At 67.7% G+C, this 18,419-nt stretch carries 14 protein-coding genes; 10 read left to right on the forward strand and 4 right to left on the reverse strand.

Translation table 11 applies throughout. The annotated features are described in order from the left end of the window. Nucleotides 1-63: 63 nt before the first annotated feature. Nucleotides 64-1,107 (forward strand): patatin-like phospholipase family protein, encoded by a 1,044-nt coding sequence (locus AC3FJ6_RS18925; RefSeq protein ID WP_488773255.1) that lies wholly within the window; start codon nucleotides 64-66, stop codon nucleotides 1,105-1,107. A 3-nt stretch (nucleotides 1,108-1,110) separates the two neighbouring features. Then, nucleotides 1,111-2,592 carry a GntP family permease gene (locus tag AC3FJ6_RS18930; protein WP_488773256.1) on the forward strand — a complete coding sequence of 494 codons (1,482 nt, stop codon included), beginning with the start codon at nucleotides 1,111-1,113 and terminating at the stop codon, nucleotides 2,590-2,592. A 52-nt stretch (nucleotides 2,593-2,644) separates the two neighbouring features. Here AC3FJ6_RS18930 and AC3FJ6_RS18935 read toward each other — a convergent pair whose 3' ends face one another. Beyond that, a complete protein-coding gene (locus AC3FJ6_RS18935) occupies nucleotides 2,645-3,754 on the reverse strand; it encodes an NADH:flavin oxidoreductase/NADH oxidase (protein WP_488773257.1) in 1,110 nt (369 codons plus the stop codon). 93 nt (nucleotides 3,755-3,847) lie between these two features. On the opposite strand from AC3FJ6_RS18935, the gene AC3FJ6_RS18940 reads away from it, so the two are divergent. Then, nucleotides 3,848-4,723 carry a LysR family transcriptional regulator gene (locus tag AC3FJ6_RS18940; RefSeq protein WP_488773258.1) on the forward strand — a complete coding sequence of 292 codons (876 nt, stop codon included), beginning with the start codon at nucleotides 3,848-3,850 and terminating at the stop codon, nucleotides 4,721-4,723. An 18-nt stretch (nucleotides 4,724-4,741) separates the two neighbouring features. Here the strand turns inward: AC3FJ6_RS18940 and AC3FJ6_RS18945 are convergent, their stop codons facing one another. After that, a complete protein-coding gene (locus AC3FJ6_RS18945; protein WP_488773259.1) occupies nucleotides 4,742-5,266 on the reverse strand; it encodes a cupin domain-containing protein in 525 nt (174 codons plus the stop codon). Between the two features lie 184 nt (nucleotides 5,267-5,450). On the opposite strand from AC3FJ6_RS18945, the gene AC3FJ6_RS18950 reads away from it, so the two are divergent. The 5 genes from AC3FJ6_RS18950 (at nucleotide 5,451) to AC3FJ6_RS18970 (ending at nucleotide 10,999) form a co-directional block, all read left to right on the forward strand. Then, nucleotides 5,451-6,359 carry a DMT family transporter gene (locus AC3FJ6_RS18950; protein WP_488773260.1) on the forward strand — a complete coding sequence of 303 codons (909 nt, stop codon included), beginning with the start codon at nucleotides 5,451-5,453 and terminating at the stop codon, nucleotides 6,357-6,359. Further along, a complete protein-coding gene (locus AC3FJ6_RS18955) occupies nucleotides 6,343-7,113 on the forward strand; it encodes a helix-turn-helix transcriptional regulator (protein WP_488773261.1) in 771 nt (256 codons plus the stop codon). Before AC3FJ6_RS18950 ends, AC3FJ6_RS18955 begins: the two co-directional genes overlap by 17 nt. A gap of 143 nt (nucleotides 7,114-7,256) precedes the next feature. Next, nucleotides 7,257-9,473, forward strand: coding sequence for a VTT domain-containing protein (locus AC3FJ6_RS18960; protein ID WP_488773262.1), 2,217 nt, complete (start codon nucleotides 7,257-7,259; stop codon nucleotides 9,471-9,473). Then, a complete protein-coding gene (locus AC3FJ6_RS18965) occupies nucleotides 9,470-10,231 on the forward strand; it encodes an endonuclease/exonuclease/phosphatase family protein (protein ID WP_488773263.1) in 762 nt (253 codons plus the stop codon). The genes AC3FJ6_RS18960 and AC3FJ6_RS18965 overlap by 4 nt, the downstream gene beginning before the upstream one ends. Before the next feature lie 342 nt (nucleotides 10,232-10,573). Continuing rightward, nucleotides 10,574-10,999, forward strand: a complete 426-nt coding sequence (locus tag AC3FJ6_RS18970) for a hypothetical protein (protein WP_066740307.1) — start codon at nucleotides 10,574-10,576, stop codon at nucleotides 10,997-10,999. A gap of 28 nt (nucleotides 11,000-11,027) precedes the next feature. On the opposite strand, the gene AC3FJ6_RS18975 is transcribed toward AC3FJ6_RS18970, so the two are convergent. Next, a complete protein-coding gene (locus AC3FJ6_RS18975; RefSeq protein ID WP_488773264.1) occupies nucleotides 11,028-11,573 on the reverse strand; it encodes a hypothetical protein in 546 nt (181 codons plus the stop codon). A gap of 196 nt (nucleotides 11,574-11,769) precedes the next feature. On the opposite strand from AC3FJ6_RS18975, the gene AC3FJ6_RS18980 reads away from it, so the two are divergent. After that, on the forward strand, nucleotides 11,770-13,899 hold the full coding sequence (locus tag AC3FJ6_RS18980) for a TonB-dependent receptor (RefSeq protein WP_488773265.1): 2,130 nt from the start codon (nucleotides 11,770-11,772) through the stop codon (nucleotides 13,897-13,899). A 279-nt stretch (nucleotides 13,900-14,178) separates the two neighbouring features. Next, nucleotides 14,179-15,117 carry a sterol desaturase family protein gene (locus AC3FJ6_RS18985; protein WP_488773266.1) on the forward strand — a complete coding sequence of 313 codons (939 nt, stop codon included), beginning with the start codon at nucleotides 14,179-14,181 and terminating at the stop codon, nucleotides 15,115-15,117. Between the two features lie 80 nt (nucleotides 15,118-15,197). On the opposite strand, the gene AC3FJ6_RS18990 is transcribed toward AC3FJ6_RS18985, so the two are convergent. Next, nucleotides 15,198-18,386 carry a pilus assembly protein gene (locus AC3FJ6_RS18990; RefSeq protein WP_488773267.1) on the reverse strand — a complete coding sequence of 1,063 codons (3,189 nt, stop codon included), beginning with the start codon at nucleotides 18,384-18,386 and terminating at the stop codon, nucleotides 15,198-15,200. Between the last annotated feature and the right edge of the window lie 33 nt (nucleotides 18,387-18,419).

An 18,419-nucleotide genomic window follows, 5' to 3' on the forward strand; every position in this document is an offset into this window, starting at 1 on the left:
TGCACTGCACAACAAATAATAGAGCGGCTTGTACCTCACGTGAGTCACCTTCGGGAGCGTCGGATGAACGAGGAAGGCAAGACCGCCGCGGCGCGCGAGCCGCTGCTGATCGACCTGGCGTTGCAAGGCGGTGGCGCCCATGGCGCCTTTACCTGGGGCGTGCTGGATCGCCTGCTGGAAGAGCCATGGCTCGATATCGAGGGGATATCGGGCACGTCGGCCGGGGCGATGAATGCCGCCGTGCTGGTCTACGGCCACGCGCTCGATGGCCGGGGCGGCGCCCGCCGGGCGCTGGAAGCCTTCTGGCAGCGGGTGTCCGATGCCGCCCGCTTCAGCCCGTTCCGCCGCACCCCGCTCGACGTGATCCTGGGCCGCTGGACGCTCGACAATTCCCCGCTGTTCGTCGCCGCCGACCTGGCCGCGCGCATCTGGTCGCCCTATGACCTCAACAAGGCCGGCAGCAATCCGCTGGCCGAGGTGCTGCAGGCCACCATCGATTTCGATGTGCTGGCCCAGGCGCCGATTCATCTGTTTGTCACGGCCACCAATGTGGAAACGGGCCGTGGCCGCGTATTCAAGAACACGGAAGTCACGGCCAGCGTGCTGCTGGCGTCGGCCTGCCTGCCCACGGTGTTCCAGGCCGTGGAGATCGACGGCGTGCCGTACTGGGATGGCGGCTATGCGGGCAATCCCACCATCACGCCGCTGGTGCGCGAATGCCAGTCGCGCGACACCATCCTCGTGCAGATCAATCCGGTGGCGCGCGCCGGCGTGCCCCGCTCGGCGCGCGACATCCTGAGCCGGGTCAACGAGATCTCCTTCAACGCCGCCCTGCTCAAGGAACTGCGCATGATCGCCGTGCTGCAGCGCGTGGCCGACCCTGGCGCTGCCGAGGGCGCCCAGTGGGCCGACATGCGCATCCACCGCATTGCCAGCGAGCGCATGGCCGAATTCGGGTCGTCGTCGAAGATGAATGCCGAATGGCCGTTCCTGTGCATGCTGCGCGACGAAGGCCGCGCGGCGGCCGGGCAGTTCCTGGCCATGCACGGCGATGCGCTGGGCAACCAGTCCTCGTTCGATCTGGACGAACTGCTGCGGGAGGTCTGAACCATGGACTTGCCAGGCATCGTCATCGCCCTGGCGGCGATGGTCTGGATGGCGTTCCGGGGCTGGAGCATCCTGCTGATCGCCCCGGCCGCCGCGCTGCTGGCGGCTGCCACGGCGGGCGACCCGTTGCTGGCTAACTGGACGCAGACCTTCATGGGCACGGCGGCGGGCTTCGTCGCACAGTTCTTTCCGCTGTTCCTGCTGGGCGCGCTGTTCGGCAAGCTGATGGATGACAGCGGATCGGTCACCGCGATTGCCGACTGGATGACGCGCACGCTCGGCCCCCGCCGCGCGATACTGGCCGTGGTGCTGGCCGGCGCCCTGCTCACCTTTGGGGGTGTCAGCCTGTTTGTGGCGTTCTTCGTGCTGGCGCCGATGGCCCATGCGCTGTTTCGCGCGGCCGATATCCCGCACCGGCTGATGCCGGCCGCCATCGTGCTGGGCACCTCGACCTTCACGATGTCGGCGCTGCCCGGCACGCCGGCCATCCAGAACGCGATTCCGATGCCGTTCTTCAGCACCACGCCGTTCGCGGCGCCCGGGCTGGGCATCGTCGCCAGCCTGATCATGCTGGCATTCGGCATGTGGTGGCTGGCGCGCTGCGAAGGTGCCGCGCGCCGCAAGGGGGAAGGCTATGGCGGGGGATTGCCGGATGGCGTCGGGGAGGTGGCCGGGGTTGCCCAGGTGGCCGAGGTGGCCGAACGCCCGCTGATCCGCGAGCGCGCCAGCACAGCACATGAGTTCGATCCGGCCGAAGCGCGGCATGGCCGGCGCAGTGCCGAGCCGCCCGGCGCGCTGGTGGCGCTGCTGCCGCTGGCCGTGGTGATTGCCGTGAACCTGACCATGAGCCTGGTCGTGCTGCCGCGGCTGGATGCGGACTATCTGGCGCTGCCGGAATGGGGCGCCACGTCATTGCAGGCCGTGGGCGGGGTGTGGTCGGTGATCGTCGCGCTGGCGGCCGCCATCGTTTGCCTGGTGCTGCTGAACTGGCGGCGCCTGACCGCGCTGCGCGAAACCATGGGCGCCGGTGCGCACGCGGCGGCCCTGCCGGTGCTCAGCGTGGCCAGCCTGGTCGGCTTTGGCGCCGTGGTGGCGGGCCTGCCGGGCTTTGCCGTGGTACGGGACTGGGTATTGTCGATCGGAGGCGGCCCGCTGGTGTCGCTGGCCGTGGCCACCAACGTGCTGTCGGCGCTGACCGGCTCCGCTTCGGGCGGCCTGACGATCGCGCTCGATGCGCTGGGCGGCACCTACCTGGCGCGGGCGCTGGAAATCGGGCTCGATCCCGCCGTGCTGCACCGCGTGGCCGTGATGAGTGCCGGCACGCTCGACACACTGCCGCACAACGGCGCGGTGGTCACGCTGCTGGCCGTCTGCGGCACCACGCACAAGCAAAGCTACGGCGGCATCGTGATGGTCGGCATTGTCGGGCCGCTGCTGGCGCTGGTGGCCGTCATCGTGCTGGGCACACTGGTCGGATCGTTCTGACCCGGCCAGTGCCCCGGCACAGCTTCCAGGCCGCTCCGGGCGCCCAGGCCGATCAGGCCGACTGCACGCGGTAGCGTTCCAGCCAGTGGGCGTACGGCGCGGGCAGCACCCACGACGGACGCTCCACGCCCAGCTTCATCGCGGCCTGGTACGGCCAGTGCGGGTTCGACAGCATGGCGCGGCCCACCATCACCAGATCCATCTGGCCCTGCTCGACCACGCGGTTGGCCACCACGGGGTCGTCGATGCCCCACGACGACGCCACCGGCAGGCCGGCTTCGCGATGCACGCGCTCGGCAATGGGCGCCAGGAATGCCGGGCCCCAGGGGATCCTGGCATCGGGCGTGGAAAAGCCGACGCTGACGTTCAGCATGTCCAGGCCGCCCTCGCGCATGGCGCGCACCAGTTCGATCGATTCCTTGAGCGTCTGCTCGTCGTTGCCGTCATATTCGATCACGCCGAAACGGGCGGTCAGCGGCAGGTTTTGCGGCCAGACCTCGCGCACGGCGGCCAGCGTTTCCAGCAGGAAGCGGCCTCGGCCGATGGCGTCCTTGCCGTATTCGTCGGTACGTTCGTTGCCGTGGACCGAGAAGAAGCTCTGCGCCAGATAGCCGTGCGCGAAGTGCAATTCCAGCCACTGGAAGCCGGCGTCGCGGGCGCGCCGGGCGGCAGCCACGAAATCAGCCTGGATACGGGCGATATCGTCGTGCGTCATCGCTTCGGGCATCTTCGACAGGTTGGCGCCGAACGGCTTGGCCGACGGCGAGATGGTCTTCCACCCACGGTCGTCGCCCTCGGGAATATGGTCGTCGCCTTCCCACGGACGATTGGCGCTGGCCTTGCGGCCGGCATGGGCGATCTGGATGCTGGCAACGGCACCGCCCGCCTTGATGGCCTCGGCAATGCGCGCCATGCCGACAGCCTGTTCGTCATTCCACAACCCCGTGCATCCCGGCGTAATGCGGCCTTCCGGCGACACCGCCGTGGCCTCGACGATCACCAAGCCGGCGCCGCCACGGGCCAGGCCGGCGTAATGGGACAGGTGCCAGTCGTTGGTAACGCCGTCGATGGCGCTGTACTGGCACATCGGGGGCACCGCGATACGGTTGCGCAGCGTCACGTCTTTCAGCGTGAAAGGGGTAAAAAGTGCAGGCGTAGTCATGGGTGGTCTCTGCATGTTGCAATGCAGCGATATTAGCCACGCGCCGCTATAATGAAAACCGTCTACGCGTTATCAATTCGATAAGAGTTCATTATGCTCAACCCCCAATGGCTGCGCTCGTTTGCCATGCTGGCGCAAACCGGCAGCTTCACCAGCGCGGCCGACGAGCTGGGCCTGACCCAGGCCGCCGTCAGCCAGCACATCCGGCATCTGGAAGATGCGCTCGGTCCGCTGCTGATCCGCCGCCCGCGCGCGCTGGAACTGACGCCGGCCGGCCGCGCGCTGCTGGAATACTGCGCCGACATGGAACTGGCCAACGACCGCCTGCGCGCCCGGCTGGTCGACGATGGCGAGTCCGGCGTGGTCGGGCTGATCACGCCCGGCAGCATCGGCCTGTTCCTGTATCCGCGCCTGCTGGACCTGCAAGGCAAGACGCCGGGACTGATCATCCGCCACCGTTTCGCGCCCGACGCCGAGGTGCTGGAAGGTGTGCTGCAAAACCGCTTCGACGTGGGGCTGGTGTCGCTCAAGCCCGACGATCCCCGGCTGGCCGCGACGCCGTTCAGCGAGGAACCCCTGGAACTGGTCTATCCGGCGGGCGAACAGGTACAGGGCTGGGACGATCTGCAGCGCATCGGCTTTGTCGACCATCCCGACGGCAAGACCATGGCCAACCGCCTGCTGAGCCGGCACTATCCCGGCAATCCGGGCGTGCATACCTTGCCGTGCCGGGGGTTCAGCAACCAGGTGAGCCTGATGCTGGAACCGGTGGCGCGCGGCTTTGGCTTTACCGTGATTCCGCGCTATGCGCGCGAGGCCTTCGTGCAGAAGGACCAGATCCGGGTGCTGGACTGCCACGCGCCGGTGATCGACAAACTCTGGCTGATCCACCGCTCGGAATGGGCGCTGGCGCCCCGCGTGGCGCGCGTGGTGGACTACCTGCGCACGCAGGTGAAGACTGCCGCGTAGGGCCGGGAACGACGTGCCTCAGCGCTCGCGGGGCCGGCTGCCCAGCCGGGTGATCACATCGGCATGCGCCGGGTGCGAGGCCGCAAGCCTCAGGGGATCGGCCAGTTCGAATTCGCTGAACTCGAAGCCGGGCGCCACCGTACAGCCGGCCAGCGCATAGCCGGCCGCGCCTTCCGTGGCCGGCACGCGTTCGGCGGCGAACCAGCAGCCGGCCGGCACGACGGCCTGGAACACGGTGCCGGGCCGCGCCAGCGGATTGCCAAGCCGGTGCGTGACGAGCGCGCCGTCGGGCGTCAGCCAGTGCACGTGGATCGGGTCTCCGGCGTAGAAGTGCCACGCCTCGTCGGCGTGGATGCGATGCCAGGCCGAGAAGGCGGTATCGCACAGCAGGTAGTAGATCGCGGTGGAAGCCGAACGCTCGGCGCCATCGGACACGCGCCGCACACGGGCCGCGTCGCGGAACGTTTCGCGGTAATAGCCGCCTTCCGGGTGCGGAATCAGGCCAAGATCGTCGATCAGGCGTTGCTGCGGGGTATCGGTCATGGTGAAGCGCGGCAGTGGCACGGCGGGCCGCCACCATACCATGGTGCCCCGGGCGAACAGTGCAGGATTTGCCAAGACAGCCGTGCCGGGCTGCGCTAGTCTGCCGGCCATGTCCGGAAATCCGCCCGCGTTTCGCCGCTGAGGACGATCCGGGCCTGCAAGCTGCCCCTTACCAAGATTCAAGATGTCGCGCCCCGTTCCCGCCTGGCTGCCCGCCATGGCCTTTGTCCTGATCTGGTCCACCGGTTTCATCGTCGGCAAGGCCGTCGTGCCGGTGGCCGATACCAGCCTGTTCCTGCTGGCCCGCTTTGCGCTGGCCACGCTGATGTTCGCCGCCGTGGCCGCCGCCGGGCGCGCCGCATGGCCGCCGCTGTCGCAGGTGCCGCGCCATCTGCTGGCCGGCGCGCTGATGCAGGGCGTCTACCTGTGCGCCGGCTATGGCGCGGTGGCGCATGGCCTGTCCCCATCGATCATGGCACTGCTGGGCGCGCTGCAGCCGTTGCTGACCGCCCTGCTGGCCATCCCGCTGCTGGGCGAGCAGCCGACCGCGCGCACCTGGCGCGGACTGGGGCTGGGCGCGCTGGGCGTGGGTCTGGTAGTCTTGCCAGCCATGCAGGCCGGCGCGCCGCACGCGGTGTCCCCGTGGATCGTGCTGGTCGGCGTGCTGGCGATTGTCTCGATCACCATGGGAACCCTGCTCCAGAAAACCTCGATCCGCCGCGCGGATATCCGCGCCAGTTCGGCCTGGCAGAACGCCGGGGCGCTGCTGGTGGCCGGCGTGGTCGTCAGTGCATCGGGCGGCATCGGCGCGTTGCGTTGGCAAGGCGGCCCCACGCTATGGATGTCGCTGGCGTGGGCCGCGGTGGTGCTGTCCGGCCTGGGCACGTGGCTGTTGCTGGGCCTGGTGCGGCGCGGCCAGGCGGCCAATGCCGCCGCGCTGATGTTCCTGGCGCCGCCGCTGGCGGCCGTGCAGGCGGCGCTGCTGTTCGGCGACCGCCTTGGGCCCGTGCAGTGGCTCGGCATGGCCATCGCCGGGGTGGGCGTCTGGCTCTGCCAGACCCAGGGCAAGCCGCGTCATGCCGAAGCTCGTTGAGCACGCCTCGCCCCTGGTCGAACCGCGCCGCTACCCGCACCGGCCGTTCGGCCACGCGCACGACTATCACCAGTTGCTGTTTGGCGTGGATGGCCAGACCGAACTGGAAATCGACGGCCATGCCTACCGGGTTGACGGCACGCACGGCCTGGTCATCCCGGCCGGCATGCACCACCTGTGCAGCGGCCTGACCGACAACCTGCAACTGGTGGCCGACTTTCCCTCCAGCTCCGTGGCGCTGCCGGCACGGCTGATGGCAACACCCCGCATGTTCGCGATGGATACCGCCTTTGCCACGCGTGTCCGCCGGCTGGCCACCGCCGGTCAGGCGTCCGGCACCGCGCCGGCCCAGCATGCCTGGCAACAGGCCGCGGCGCTGGCGGGCGGCCTGTCCGCCATGCTCGGCCTCGATGACCGGCAGGCCGATGCGGCACGCTTTCCGGTGGGCGCCATCGACCACTACCTGCGCACCCATCTTTCCACGCCGTTGCGGGTGGACCAGCTCGCCGCACGCATCGGCTGGGGGACCCGGCGCTTTCATACGCTGTTCTGCGAGGCATTCGGCGACACGCCCCACGGCTATCAGACGCGCCTGCGGCTGGACCAGGCCGTGCAGTGGCTGATGGCCGGCACGATGCCGCTGGCCGATATCGCGTCGGGCGTCGGTTATCCCGACCAGACCACCTTCACCCGCGCCTTCGCGCGGCGTTTTGGCATGCCGCCGGCCGCGTGGCGCATGGCCGCCGCTGCCTGACGCGCAACTTTTACAAAGCCGGGTAAGGGACACACAAGGCGCGCACGACGCCCACTCGGGCATATCCGGAGATCCCGCACCCACGCCCGCGGCATCGCGCGGCCGCGCGACCGGTACGGAACTTGCGAAGCTAGCCCTTCGCCATGTCGAACGTCGCCGAACCCTCCCTGCTGCGCCCGGGCCACAATTGCTGGCGCGTGGCCCCGTGCACGCGCTTCGCGATGCTCGTCGATGCCGATGCGTATTTTCCGGTGCTGCGTCAGGCGCTGACCCGCGCAGAGCACAGCATCTTCATCCTCGGCTGGGATATCGACAGCCGTACGCGCCTGCAGCCGGAATCGCCCACCGACGGCCTGCCCGCCGAACTGCGCGACTTCCTCAACGCCCTGTGCCGCCGGCGCCGGGGCCTGCGCGTGTACGTGCTGAGCTGGGATTACGCGATGGTGTTCGCGCTGGAGCGCGAATTCCTGCCGGCCGCCAAGGCGCACTGGCAAGCCCACCGGCGGCTGTCGTTCTGCCTCGACGGCAATCACCCCGTGGGCGCCTCGCATCATCAGAAGGTGGTGGTCATCGACCATCGGCTGGCATTTGTGGGCGGGCTGGACCTGACCATCCGGCGCTGGGACACCCACCACCACCTGCCCGACGATCCGCGACGCGTGGACCCTGACGGCAAGCCCTACGCACCGTTCCACGACGTCCAATGCATGGTCGATGGCGAGGCCGCGCACGCGCTGGGCGAACTCGCGGCCGACCGCTGGCTGCGCGCGACCGGACGGCATCCGCGCGTGCCGCCCCCTCTGGCGGCATCGGCCACCGACCTGTGGCCCGAGCAGGTGCCGCCCGACATCACCAAGGTGCCAGTGGGTATCAGCCGCACATTTCCCATGCGCGACGACGAACCGGGTATCAGCGAGATCCGCACGCTCTACACCGATGCCATCGGCGCCGCCCGAGACAGCATCTACCTGGAAAACCAGTACTTCAGTTCGGGGCTGATCGCCGACGCGTTTGCGGCCCGGCTGCGCGAGCCCGACGCGCCGGACATCGCCCTGGTATCGCGCCGCACCGAAAGCGGCTGGCTGGAAGAGGCCAGCATGGGCGTGCTGCGGGCGCGCCTGTATCGCGGCCTGCGCGCGGCCGATCCGGATGGCCGCTTCCAGTTGTACTGTCCGCACGTGCCCGGCCTGGGCGATGCTTGCGTCAACGTGCACAGCAAGATCATGGCCGTGGACGACCGCCTGCTGACCATCGGCTCCGCCAACCTGAGCAACCGTTCGTTCGGGCTCGATACCGAGTGCAACCTGGCGATCGAATCCCGGGGCGACCCGCGTGTTGCCGCCGCCATCCGCGCCATGCGCGACCGCCTGCTGTGCGAGCACCTGGCCGTCACGCCCGACGCGCTGCACCAGGCCATGGCCGCGCACCCGCGCCTGCACGCCGCGCTGGCCGCGCTGCATCGGCCCGAAGGGCGCACGCTGCAACCCTTTGCGCCCGCGGTGCCCGACAACGTGGACGCCGCGCTGCCCGATGCCACGCTGCTCGATCCGATGGAGCCCATTGACGCGGAACAGGTCATGGCCGAGTTCGTCGGCCCCGACGCCCGCCCGCATGTGGCCAGCCGTGTGGCGCTGCTGGTGGCATTCGTGCTGCTGCTGGCCGGCGTGGTCTTTGCCTGGCACTACACGCCATTGCGCGAATGGGCCGATTTCCGCCACGTGCTGGCCTGGGTGCAACGCCTGGACGACATGCCAATGGCCCCGCTGGCGATGATGGGCGCCTTCGTCGCCGGCGGGCTGGCGCTATTCCCGGTGACGGTGCTGATCGTGGTGACCGTGGTGGTTTTCGGGCCGCTGTACGGTGGCGCGATTGCGCTGGCCGGGACCGTGCTCAGCACGGCGGCCGGCTACACCGTGGGACGCCTGCTGGGGCGCAACGCCGTGCGGCGCTTTGGCGGGCGGCGGTTGAACCGCCTGAGCCAGAAGGTGAGCCAGCACGGCCTGCTGGCCATGGTGGCGCTGCGGCTGGTGCCGGTGGCACCGTTCACGCTGGTCAACCTGGTGGTCGGGGCGTCGCGCATCCGGTTGCGCGACTGCCTGCTGGGCACGGCCATCGGCATGTCGCCCGGCATCATCGTGTCGGCGTCGCTGGTGGACCGCATCGCGGCCGTCGCCCAGCATCCCGAGCCGAAGACGTTCGCGCTGCTGGCGCTGGTCCTGCTGATTCCCGCCGCGCTGTGGTGGATGTTGCGGCGCCGCCGCCAGCGGCGCAGCCGGGCGGCCCATGGTCATGCGCGGGCCGGCACCGGGCCGCAGCCGCCGCACTGCTGCCGCCCGCCGTCCGGCGAGGGTGCCCGATGACCGCCCGCGAACCGCGCCACGCGGCGCCAGCCGCGCCAGCCGCGCTGCATGCCGATATCGCGGTGGCCAGCTACAACATCCACGGCGGCGTCGGCACCGATGGGCATTTCGTGCCCAAGCGCATTTGCGAGGTCATCAACGAACTGCGTGCCGACATGATCGCCCTGCAGGAGGTGGAGACGCGCGGCACGGGGTTCGACATGCTGCGCTTCCTGTCCCAGCACACCGGCCTGCACGCGATCCCCGGTCCGACGCTGGTGCGCGACGATGGCGACTACGGCAACGCGCTGCTCACGCGCTACCCGCCGCTCAAGGTGCGGCAGATCGATCTGAGCGTGAAGGGGTGCGAGCCGCGCGGCGCCATCGACGCACTGCTGGAATGCAATGCCATCGAATCGGGCACGTTCGCGCTGCGCGTGATCGCCACGCACCTGGGCCTGCGCCCCGGCGAACGGCGCTGGCAGGTGCGGCGCCTGCTGACCGCGCTGGCCGAGGCGCCGGCGCAGCCGACCATCCTGCTTGGCGACGTCAACGAATGGTTTCTGTGGGGCCGCCCGCTGCGCTGGCTGCATGCCTACTTCCAGCGCACGCCGCATGTCTCGACATTCCCGTCGCGGCTGCCGTTCCTGGCGCTGGACCGCATCTGGACGTCGCCGCGCGCCCACCTGGTGGCGGTATCGAGCCATCGCACGCCACTGGCCCGGCTGGCCTCCGACCACCTGCCGCTGCTGGCACAGATGCGGCTCACTTCGGCATAGCAACCATTGCATACCGCGCCGCGCCGGTCCCGGGCAGGCATTCCCCGCGGCGAAGCCAGCCGCAACGCGCAGGCACAACGTTGCACTGCAACGCCGGCATGCGCCACAGGGCGCGTCCGGCATGGCGGGCACCCGTTGCCGCAGGGCCGCAATACGGGTATTTCGCTAGGCGGGCGCGCTAGATTGGGGCCATGACGCTGCCTATACTGACTTGCACACCGTGCATGCCATCGGGCGTGGACGTGTGTTTCCGATAACAACGGGCGGGTGAATGGTGGCCCCGGGAGGACGCCACCGAAGGTCATGTCGATACGGCCTGCCCCATGAACAGGAAAAGTGGAGATGGGCATGCCCAGCGAACAGTTCCTTGCTACCCAGGAAACCCGCCGCTCAGGGCTGCGTGCCTTGCGGGCGGCGTTGCTCCAGGTCCACAAGGAGGTCATCGGCTATGACCGCGGCCAGTATGAAAGACTGCATGGGCCGATTCCCGCAGGACAGTTTGTGCAACTGGTGACGGAGGAATCGTTCTTCCGCTGGCTCGATCCGTTGTCGCGCCTGATCATCGAGATCGACGAGGAACTCGACGGCGACGAGCATCACGATGAAACCTGCCGCGCCGTGGCCGGCGCCACGCAGAAACTGTTCAGCGAACACGGCGACCAGGCATTCCGCCGGCGCTATCAGGAAGCCCTGCAGGACGAAGCATCGGTCACGGTGGCCCACGGCAGGCTGATGTCCGTCATCGGCCAGTTGCGCCAGTTGCCGTAGCAGCCACGATCAAGCGAAGGACGGCCGCCTAGCGGCCCCTGCCACCCCCCCGGCCGCCGCCACGGTAGCCGCCGCCATACGCGCCACCATATCCACCGCCATACCCGCCACCATATCCCCTGCCATACCCGCCGCCGTACCCGCGGTAGCCCCCGCCGTAGCCGTGGTAGCCGCCGTAGTAGCCGCCGTGATATCCACCGTGATAGCCATACCCGCCACGGTAGCCGTAGTAGCCGCGATGTCCGTAATACCCCCGATACCCGCAGCACCCGTAGCCGAACCAGATGCTGCTGTAGACGGGCCAGCCCGCGTAGCCATACGGATATCCGTAGGGATAGCCGGCGTAGTAGCCGCCGTAGTAGTTGCCGTAGTAGTACGGATATCCGCTATAGAACGTGCCGTAGGCGTTGATCGGATAGCTGGCGTCACCGGTGCCGGTGTAACTGCTGTAGCTGCCGGCATAGCTGCCATAGGTCGTGCCATAGGTGTCATAGCCCGGATAGGCCACGCATCCGCCCAGCATCAGGGCCGTCCCGGCCACGACTCCCGCGAGCATCCCGCGTATGGCAACCATTTCCCGTCTCCCGCCTGCCTTCGGAGCGCGTGCGCCCAGCCTCTTGATTCTATTGCTTATGGATGGGCACACAAGCTAGTGCCCGCCCCTATGACGCAGCATGACATTGCACCGAAATAATCACATTGACCGCAGGGATACTTGCAAATGATAATCGCTCCCATTTCTTATTATTACAAGACATTACACTAGGGAAATGGGCCGTTATCTGCACAATCACCGTATTACCCGGTCGCTGGCCGCTTGCCCGGCCCTGCTCGTCGGGCTGGTTCACGCGCAAGGCGCCACGCCGGCGCCGCAAAACCTGCCGGCGGTCACCGTCAAGGCCGACGCCAGCAAGGAGCTGGGCACCGGGTATAACCCGTCCAACACCGTCAGCGCTACCAAGACCGACGCCCCGCTGCGCGACATTCCCCAGACGGTCAACGTGGTGACTGCCGAGGTCATGCAGGACCAGCGCGCCACGTCGATGCAGGACGTGCTCAAGAACGTGCCGGGCGTGAGTTTTTCGACGGGCGACGGGCAGCGCGACCAGGTATCGATTCGTGGCTTTTCGGCCATTGCCGACCAGTTCGTCGACGGCATTCGCGACGACGCGCTGTACTTTCGCGATCTGTCCAACGTCGATCGGGTCGAGGTCATCAAGGGCCCGGCCGCGGTGCTGTATGGCCGGGGTTCGTCGGGTGGCCTGATCAACCGCGTGACCAAGAAGCCGGGGCTCGACGTGACGGACTTCGCATTGAGCTATGGCATGTGGGCCGATCGCCGCGTCGAAGGCGATGTGGGCCGTGTGTTCGCGGATGGCGCCGCGGCCTTCCGCATCACGGCCGCCCACGAAGAAGCCAACAGCTACCGCTCGCAGCAGTTCCTGAACCGCACGGCCGTGGCGCCGTCGCTGGAACTGCGCCTGGCGCCGCAGACGACGGTATTGCTGCAAGCCGACTACCTGGAAGACCGCCGCGTCACGGACTTCGGCATTCCGGCGTACAAGGGCCGGCCGGTGGCGGTGGACCCGTCCACGTACTACGGCGCCGCCAATGCCCGCGACTCGGACTACAGCCAGAGCCGCGTGTACTCGGGCACGGCAACGGTCAACCATCGCTTCAACGAAAACTGGTCGATCCGCAATGCCACGCGCTACTACCATTACTCGCTGGAGCGGAACAACACGCTGACCAACACGGTCAACGAAGCGGCCCAGACCTTCACGATGAATCACGGCAATGTCTATCGTGAAGAGCACGGGTGGTTCAACCAGACCGACCTGACCCAGAAGGCGCAATTCCTGGGCATGCAGCATGAACTGCTGTACGGCGTGGAAGTGGGCCAGCAGAACAAGGACGTGATGAACTACACGGCGCCGGTGCGAAATTCGGCCGGTGCGGTGGCGAACTTTGCGCTGTTCAACCCGATATTGCCCACGTTGCCGCGCCTGGTCGGCGGCAACCCCGGCACGAGCAACCTGGGCGTCTTCAAGACGCTGGGGCTCTACACGCAGGACATGATCCAGTTCTCCGAGCAGTGGAAGGCGCTGGTGGGCGTGCGCTACGACCGCTTCGAGCAGGAGACCTTCCAGCGCGTGCCGGGACAGGCCGACCTGTCGCGCACGGACAATGCGTGGAGCCCGCGCGCGGGCCTGGTCTGGCAACCGTCGAAGCAGCAGTCGTACTACCTGTCGTGGAGCCGGTCGTTCCAGCCGTCCGGCGAAGCCTTCTCGCTGGCCGCCAACAACGCCCAGCTGGCGCCGGAAACCACGCGCAATACCGAGGTGGGCGCCAAGTATGACTTCCTGGATGGCAAGGCCAGCACCACGGTATCGCTGTTCCGCATCGAGCGCACCAACATCAAGGTGGCCAACGCCACCGGTACCGCGCTGATCCCGATCGGCGAGCAGCGCACCGATGGCCTGGAACTGAGCGGTGCCGCGCAACTGGGCGGCGGCTGGCGCATGCTGGCCGGCTATGCCTATCTGGATGCCGTGGTCACGCAGTCCACCCCCGCGCTGCAAGGCAAGCGGGCCACGCTGACGCCGCGCCATTCCGGCAATGTCTGGATCACCAAGGACCTCGGCCACGGCTTCGGCCTGGGCGGCGGGCTGAACCTGGTGGGCGCGCGGCAGGCCGATCCGGCCAACACCGTGACGCTGCCGGGCTATGTCACCGCCGACATGGTGGCGTGGTACCGGCGCGGCAAGTTCGAGGCCCAGCTCAACGTGTACAACCTCTTCAACCAGGGCTACATCGTTTCCGGGCACGGTTCGAGCCCGAACCTGAACCTGCCCGGCGCCCCGCGCAGCGTGATGGCGACGGTGCGGTATCGCATGTAAGGGCTATCCGGCCGATGGCCGGGCCCCGGCGCCCTGCCCCGGCCTGACGGGCGGGCGACCGGGACGCCGCATGCGCCGGCTCCGCCGCATCCCCCTGTGTCACCGGCGCCGTCGGGCGCCCTCGCCATCGCCCGCAAACCGTTACCCGGCGCGGCTTTCCGCGCGGTGACATGGGGCGACATACTTCCCGCATGGCGCCCCGCCCGATCGCCCCCTACATTTGGCTCACCGACGCCGCGACAGCTACGCCAGCGTCACCGCCAAACCGAAAGGACGATCATGCAACTTCATCAAATCACCCTCCTGGCCACCGGCGTCATCGTCGCCGCGTCGATGGTCGAAGCCGCGTTCCTGGCCCGCAAGGCGCGCCAGCAAGGCAAGACCTATCCGTGGCACGAAATGGCCCTGTCGCTGGTCGACATGATCGGCCGCAAGCTGATGGCCTTCCTGCCGCTGTCGCTGGCCACGCCGATCTTTGCACTGGCCTGGCAGCACCGCATCTTCACGGTGGAGATCAACAGCGCGCTGGCCGTGCTGCTGCTCTTCGTCGGCCAGGAATTCTGCTACTACTGGTATCACCGCGCCTCGCACCGCATCCGCTTCTTCTGGGCCACGCACGCCGTGCACCACTCGCCCAATGAACTGACGCTGGGCACCGCGTATCGGCTGGGCTGGACCGGCAAGATCACCGGCACCGCCATCTTCTTCGCGCCGCTGGTCTTCCTGGGCGTGCGCCCCGAGGTGGTACTGGCCACGCTGAGCCTGAACCTGCTGTACCAGTTCTGGCTGCACACCACCTGGATTCCCCGGCTCGGCTGGCTCGAATACGTGTTCAACACCCCGTCGGCCCACCGCGTCCATCATGCTTCCAACGTGGACTACCTCGATGCCAACTACGGCGGCGTGCTGATCCTGTTCGACCGCCTGTTCGGCACCTACGTGGCAGAGCGCGACGACGAACCGTGCCGCTTCGGGCTGGTCCACCCGACCACCACGCACAACCCGCTGGTCAACCAGTTCGAACACTGGATCAGCCTGGGCAAGGACATGCTGGCATCGGGCAGCCTGGCGAGCGCCATCGGCTACCTGACGATGCCTCCGGGCTGGGCACCGAACGGCCAGGGCACCACGACCGAGGCACTGCGCCAGCAGCAGACGCTGCAACGGGGGCAGCAGATCGATCGGGAAATTGAGGGGAAAGTGGCTGTCGCGCAGTGACGGGGGAGTCGCAACGGAAGAACGGGCAGCGTGGGCTGCCCGTTCTTCTTTTTGCGGGCCGGGTACGTCAGGCCGCCGGCTTACTTCTGGTCGGTCTCGGGATACCAGTAGATGCGCTTGCGCTTGCCCACGCCGGTCAGCGCCACCTTCTGCACGCCCAGCGCCGATTTGTCGTCGCCGCCGGCGCTGCTGTTCTGGTTGCCCACCCCGAACAGCACCGGCACTACCACGGGCTGCCCGTCCTTGTCGACGCTCACCACGCCGAATACCGGCGACGGCGGGAACCCGCCGCCATCCAGAATGATGGAGCGGTCGGGATTCAGCCCCGCGCTGGTCAGGAAGCTGTACGAATAGCTGCGCGCCGTGCCCAGGTTCGGATAGCAGACGCCGGCCTTGGGCACCGAGGGCGTGTTCGTTCCGACGCTGGTATAGCCGGCGACGGTAAGCGGCGCGTTCACGGCCTTTTCGCCGGGATTCACCAGCGTGATGTAGAAGCCCGAGCGCGAACCGTCGTAGCCGGCCGTCGTGGCATCGACGAGGTTCGCCTCTGTCAACGGCGTCCAGGTGGACGGCATGCGCGACGTGTTGGTATCGCGGATCATGTAGAGCCGGTTGACCACGTTGTAGGCCGTGCCCGGCGTGGCGGAGGCCGAATAGAGCGGATGCTCGCGGTCGCCGGACCCCAGGGACACCGCGTCGTAGCCGCGCGTGGAAATCACGTCGGGCGCATAGACGAACTTGCGCGCACTGTTGGTATTGGCCGCGCCGCCCAGCGCGGCGAGCTTGTTCATCGTCCAGTTGGCCGGCGCGGTGCCGCCAGCGGTTTCGAAATCGGCCCGCCAGACGTTGCCGCCCACGTCGCCGACGTAGATCCGCTCCACGTAGCCATCGCCGTTGCGATCCAGCGTGGTGACGTCCGACGGAATCGAGCGGGTCAGTGCGGGCACCGCCGTGCAGGCGCCGGTGGCGCCCATGCAGGATGGCTGCGCCGACCACACCATGTTGCCCGTGTAGGCGTCCAGCACCAGCACGCCCCGGCCCATGGTATCCACGCCAGGCGACGGATCGCTGTCCTCGGCCGGATCGTAGCCGGCGCCCATGATGATCACCGGATTCGTATTGCCGCGCACGCGTGCCACCTTCGGTTGCGACCAGCTCTGCCCCAGTTCCGGGATATCGGCGTTGGACCGCTTCCACACAAAGCGCGGGCTCGCGGGGTTGGTGACATCGAGCGCATAGACCAGCCGGCCTCCGCGCCGCGCGGTCAGGTACAGCATCACGCGGGGATTGGCCGGGTCCCGCTGGTCCTGCATCACCGTGGTGCTGCCATCGAAGAAGTAATCGCGCGGCTTGGGCTCCGGCGAGATGCCTGCCGGCGTGGTCGACAGCTTGACTTCAGGCGAGTTGGTGTAGAGCCGGCTCAGCCTGTCCAGGAATTCCGGTGCCACGAAGCCCCACAGTTCGCCGCCGGGCCGCACCGTGCCGATGCCCTGTGTCTGGTTGCCGTTGACGGCGTGGAATACGCCGTCGTTGGTGCCGTAGAACACCACCACGCCCGTGGTGCCGCCATAGTTGACCACGGCCGGGCGCGAATGCAGCACATCGGCGTGGATCGATGACCGCACCGTGACGGGCGAGCCCGGGCCCGTTTCGCTTTCAATGCCGGCGATGCTCTTGTTGTCGACGGCCGCCTCGTCCTGGCCGCGCATCCAGGCAATGAGCTTGGGCAATTCGGTCGCGGTGATCGTGGCCCCGCCATTGGTGCCGCCATTGAACGCCGCCAGCCCGGTCGAGCCCGTCAGCCAGCTATTCGACGCATCGAAACTCGGGAACGCGGCCGACACCGGGCAATTGCCCACGCCATTGCAGGTCAGCAGCGTGCGCGAGTCCTGGCTGGTCAGCCACTGCACGCGCATCATCTCGCCGACGCCGCCCTTTTCGACGATTTCCCCGTCGGGCGTGTCGAGCTTCCACCCCGTGCCGGACGGGCTGTTCTGCCAGTAACCCGTGCTTGGCCAGTTCTTGACCGTGCCGCCATACTTGCCACCTGAAAACGACAGCGGCGCGTCAGCCGTCCAGTAGCTCACCGCGTTCGCCGACACGAACCCCGTCTGGGCGTTGCTGATGGCCGATGCGCCCGTCGCATCCTGCATCACGAGCTTGCCGGTCTTGTCGTAGCCCACCTTGTACTGCTTGAGGTTGCCCATCCAGCGCGGCGCCGCCGTGGCGTCGGGCCGGAACATGCCGATGTACACCTGGTTCAGGAACTGCCCCTGCGCGTTGACCGATGCCGGCAGGCTGACTGACGCGAACACGCTGTTCACGGCCTGCACCTCATTGAAGATCGAAAGCAGGTCGGCCGCCAGGCCGTTGGCATCGCCAAGCTGCACCGTATACGACTTGCCCCCGCCGTTGGTGCCCATGCTCTGGGCCAGCTGCACGTAGTCGGGGTTGTTGTTGTCGGTCACCGCGATCGTGTACGTCGTCACGTTCTGACGGTTGTCCATGTTGCCCAGCACATCGGTCTGGTTCAGGAACCGCGCCCACTCGTCGCCCCAGTTGCTCTGGTACTTGGCGTTGGTCGCCAGCACGATTTCCTGCTGCTGCGCCTTGGTGGCGCCGGCGCTGACCAGTGAATCGAAGGCGTTCTGTCCGGTGTCCTGCGGCTTGCCGTTGTTCACGGCGTTGCCAATGTAGATGATGAAGTTGCGCTGGCACGGGTTGTCGATCGGCGACGCGTACTTGGTACCGGACAGCCCCGTGTTGCCCGAGAAGAAGGCCCAGGCCTCCTGCATCGCGCCGCCTACCTGCGAATTGTTCGAGTTGTCGGCCTGCCGGTCGATCGACTTCAGGTAGGTAAGGAATGCGGGGATCCCCTTCTCGTCCATCAGCGGCAACTTGTACGGCGCCGCGCCCGGATAGCGCATCTTGCCGCCTGCGTTGTTGCCGGTGCCGAACATCATCAACCCGATGTTGATGTTGCCGAAGAGCGTGGGCGACGTCGTGATCGAGTTGATCGCGTTATAGAGCGCGCACTGCAGCGCGCCTACGTCCTTGCCGGCGTTGTTGCTGCTGACCACACCGTCCGTGGAGCAGGTGAAGCTGGCGGAGGCATCCCACGTCGACGCATTGTCGAGAATGATCAGCACGTTCGGCTTGCCCGCCTGGGGCTGCAGCCCGGTGTAGAGGTCGATATCCTCCGCCAGGCTCGGAGACGCCGCCGTGGCCAGGCTCAGGGCAAGGGCCAGACAAAGAGAAGAGATGCGCATGAGTGCGGAGCCCGGAAGAAGACAGCTAGCTGG

The sequence above is a fragment of the Cupriavidus sp. 94F1 genome (assembly GCF_057798875.1).

Coding starts and splice junctions, on each gene's coding strand:
- AC3FJ6_RS18955 (WP_488773261.1), top strand. CDS start 6,343: ATGCCGAAGCTCGTTGAGCACGCCTCGCCCCTGGTCGAACCGCGCCGC.
- AC3FJ6_RS18940 (WP_488773258.1), top strand. CDS start 3,848: ATGCTCAACCCCCAATGGCTGCGCTCGTTTGCCATGCTGGCGCAAACC.
- AC3FJ6_RS18980 (WP_488773265.1), top strand. CDS start 11,770: ATGGGCCGTTATCTGCACAATCACCGTATTACCCGGTCGCTGGCCGCT.
- AC3FJ6_RS18990 (WP_488773267.1), bottom strand. CDS start 18,386: ATGCGCATCTCTTCTCTTTGTCTGGCCCTTGCCCTGAGCCTGGCCACG.
- AC3FJ6_RS18975 (WP_488773264.1), bottom strand. CDS start 11,573: ATGGTTGCCATACGCGGGATGCTCGCGGGAGTCGTGGCCGGGACGGCC.
- AC3FJ6_RS18970 (WP_066740307.1), top strand. CDS start 10,574: ATGGGCATGCCCAGCGAACAGTTCCTTGCTACCCAGGAAACCCGCCGC.
- AC3FJ6_RS18985 (WP_488773266.1), top strand. CDS start 14,179: ATGCAACTTCATCAAATCACCCTCCTGGCCACCGGCGTCATCGTCGCC.
- AC3FJ6_RS18960 (WP_488773262.1), top strand. CDS start 7,257: ATGTCGAACGTCGCCGAACCCTCCCTGCTGCGCCCGGGCCACAATTGC.
- AC3FJ6_RS18925 (WP_488773255.1), top strand. CDS start 64: ATGAACGAGGAAGGCAAGACCGCCGCGGCGCGCGAGCCGCTGCTGATC.
- AC3FJ6_RS18950 (WP_488773260.1), top strand. CDS start 5,451: ATGTCGCGCCCCGTTCCCGCCTGGCTGCCCGCCATGGCCTTTGTCCTG.
- AC3FJ6_RS18965 (WP_488773263.1), top strand. CDS start 9,470: ATGACCGCCCGCGAACCGCGCCACGCGGCGCCAGCCGCGCCAGCCGCG.
- AC3FJ6_RS18930 (WP_488773256.1), top strand. CDS start 1,111: ATGGACTTGCCAGGCATCGTCATCGCCCTGGCGGCGATGGTCTGGATG.
- AC3FJ6_RS18935 (WP_488773257.1), bottom strand. CDS start 3,754: ATGACTACGCCTGCACTTTTTACCCCTTTCACGCTGAAAGACGTGACG.
- AC3FJ6_RS18945 (WP_488773259.1), bottom strand. CDS start 5,266: ATGACCGATACCCCGCAGCAACGCCTGATCGACGATCTTGGCCTGATT.